Raw genomic sequence first — 3124 nt, forward strand, 5'->3', positions numbered from 1 at the left:
GCGATCCACTTTCCAGATCGGCTGGAGAAATATATCAGCCTATAGCTGCTTGGCTGACACAGAGTTTTGAACACCCTCCGCAGAGATGATTTTGAAGAAAATTGAACGCGCCAAGACGGCTTTGATTTGAGCGCACTGTTTGTTACAGAGCACTAGAGGCAGAGTACCTGGCCGTGATGTGCGCCAATCTGACCAGCTGCTACGCACCACAGCGTATTATACCGGGCGGCGTTATGATGTAGGCGCATCTATTTGACCGTATTCGACATAAATTCCTAGCCCTGGCCGGCGGCTATTTCCCCCAGGTCTCAGAAGGCAATATTGAGCAGTATATTGTTGCTCCAATACTCGAGGGAAAATCTGCTGAAGTGGGCTCCTTGCGTATGGCCCAGCATTTACACAGTACCGCAGCGACCTCCATCTAAATCTATGGGAAAACATTAAGCTACGGATGTTTCCCTCCCCACCTCCCCACCTCTGCAGCGTGGGCTCCTCTGTTTGCCAAACCTCCATTCCGCTGCTCCAAACCTACCAAAAAGAGGATTACAGGGATTCATGCGGCAAGTATCCGTACCCCTGCTAGCTAGTGCCACCCCCTATCTGTTAGGCTTCCAATTAAATAGATCTATTAATCCGGGCGAAAGCAAGCGGGAATCGGCGCCCCACAGGGACAACAATGAAAATAATTAAATTATTGGTGATAGGGATTCTTGCCATTTTCAGTCAAATGGTGACTGCTGGTAGCGCAGAACCTGCAACCTTCACACGCCCTGGCATACTGTCCTACCATTTTTATTCCGACCTACTGGAGCGAGAGTACGTAATCGACGTTATGCTACCGCTCTCGTACACCCCGGAAAATAACGATCACTACCCTGTCATTTATATGACCGATGGCTTTCTACATTTCCCTATGACCGCACCCAACCTACTTCAGGAACAGGTCCCCGATGAGCTTGGCAATGCCAAAATGCCTCCGGTGATTCTGGTCGGTATCTCCCATGCCTTCGATAATCAGGACTTTTCCCAGAGAGTGATGGACCTCACTCCAGTACCCGGCGTGGTTAAGGGTACCGAACTCGGCGGCGGTGCGGATCGTTTTCTCGATTTTATAGAAGAAGAACTCAAGCCTTTTATCAACAATAGCTTTAAGGGCAATGAAGAAGACGAAACTCTGGTGGGCCACTCCTTGGGCGGCCTTCTCGCCCTCCACGCTCTTTTCAACCACACCAATAGCTTTGACCGATACGTTATTGGCAGCCCCAGTATATGGTGGGCCGACAAACAAATTCTGGAAAGCGAACTGGCTTATGCGGAGCGAAATTCCGATCTGGCAAAAAATGTGTATCTGTTTATCGGTGGCGAGGAAAAATGTAATGAAGTCGACTCAGTTTGCGGGGTGAAAGACCTCTCCCAGTTAGTGAAACGGCTAAAGTCCCGCAATTACAATGGCCTTACTTTAAAACAACGTATATTTGATAACGAAAACCACGGCAGTGTTGTTAATCCAGGTTATGACCGGGGAATAGAAAAAGTATTCAAGGCCAAGCTATTACCCAGAAAGTACTCCTTTTAACCCAAAGGGCGGCATTGTGATCAAGTCCAACCACACACAACGGCAAGCCCTGCCCCTAGAAAATGATAATTTAACTTACAATTACAACTCTGCCCTGCTCAGAAAATTACACAACAACTAATGAAGGCCACTTAAAATAAATCAACATAGAGAAGCACCTTTCACTTCATCCGCCTTAACATCTTAACCTCCCTTCTACTCAACTCCAGTACAGAAGCTAGAGCATGCAGTTTATCCTTACTCAAAATTTGGACTCTAATCGCATTCAGAAGCATAATAGTTCTCGTCCCAACATCGCCCTCACTTAACAAACATCGAAGCAATATATTTTTCGACTTCACATGGCCATCTTTCAACAGAGCAATAAACGCAGCTAACCGAATTTCTCTGTCGTTATCCGACAAGTACTTAATTATCTTTTTTCTGCCCCCATCTAAAGGTATCGAACCCAGCATCTGAAGGAGGGCTAACACTACATCACGATCAAATTTTTCCTCTAGGGCATTCATCAGTGATCTTTTAAACGCGTCATTCACCTCATAGCCTTCGAGTATCTGCCTTAGTGAATTCTCGACATTTCGACGTCGAAATTGGTCAGTTTTATTACTAAACTCTAGAGGAGCTACAACCAATTTTTGGCAATCTGGTATCACCTCACAAGCAGGCAGCTCCTCGTACAGCCCATTATTTATAGCTGAATAATTTCGCAACGGCAGCCCATGCGACCTTATAAATCGGGCATCATTCGGCAGCTCAGCAATAGGCCCCCATTGATCAATATCAACCTGTATAATTAGGCCGTCGCCCATTACACCCAAAGGGCAGATATAAATATCGCTTGCAACCACATCATTATCTAAAAAAATTGACTTAAGATTAACAAAGTCATGGAATGAGGACTCTCTAATCAGCACTTTTTTTGGACTCGCTCTGGACGCTGCGGCTATGTGAGTAAGCGCCAAGCCACTTATCCTTTTCACTGCTGTTATATTTCCACATACAGAACGAAAGTTATCTTTTATAGACGACACAACAATTGCCAAGTATTCTTCAGAATCCAAACCAACATATCTCCCATCAGAATACAAAAACTATAACCAGCAATATAATCATGGCGAATAGCTTCAACTGAAAAACAGGAGGTGGTTAAACCACCCTTATTGACTAATTACTATTCAGACGGCGCATATGCTCTTCACGGGATTTGCGCATATTGATCACATGGCTTCTACTTAGGCGGTCATGCAGTAAGTTGCCCCCAAGAAAGCAGTTAATAAACCATGTGAATTTTCCAAATACCGTGGTGAGAATAAAGCTGCCTATCCTCCAGAGTCCATGGCCATAGCCAATACGCTTGAACGCACGGTTAGTTACGCGATAGCCCATCAGGTGCTTGCCCGGTGTTGCCTGGAAGCGGGAACTTTCCAATATCCATGCGAAAAATAGATAAGCAAATACACAGATGGCAGCCGCCTCTAGGGTGGCGGTGTTTTCGAGTTATTGTCAATTCTGGTGTTCAACAGGCCTGATCAAGCAGCGCTCTGGTCG

General features: G+C 45.7%; 3 protein-coding genes. 1 reads left to right on the forward strand and 2 read right to left on the reverse strand.

The genetic code is table 11. The features are described 5' to 3' along the window. Positions 1–676 precede the first annotated feature (676 nt). Positions 677–1576 (forward strand): alpha/beta hydrolase, encoded by a 900-nt coding sequence (locus MO867_RS21235; RefSeq protein ID WP_252472837.1) that lies wholly within the window; start codon positions 677–679, stop codon positions 1574–1576. A 161-nt stretch (positions 1577–1737) separates the two neighbouring features. On the opposite strand, the gene MO867_RS21240 is transcribed toward MO867_RS21235, so the two are convergent. After that, a complete protein-coding gene (locus MO867_RS21240; protein ID WP_252472840.1) occupies positions 1738–2637 on the reverse strand; it encodes a HEAT repeat domain-containing protein in 900 nt (299 codons plus the stop codon). 103 nt (positions 2638–2740) lie between these two features. Continuing rightward, the gene (locus tag MO867_RS21245; protein ID WP_373565926.1) at positions 2741–3040 is read right to left on the reverse strand and encodes an RDD family protein; all 300 of its coding nucleotides are present in this window, start codon (positions 3038–3040) and stop codon (positions 2741–2743) included. Between the last annotated feature and the right edge of the window lie 84 nt (positions 3041–3124).

Origin of the sequence: Microbulbifer okhotskensis (genome assembly GCF_023895975.1) — a bacterium.
GTDB lineage: Bacteria > Pseudomonadota > Gammaproteobacteria > Pseudomonadales > Cellvibrionaceae > Microbulbifer > Microbulbifer okhotskensis.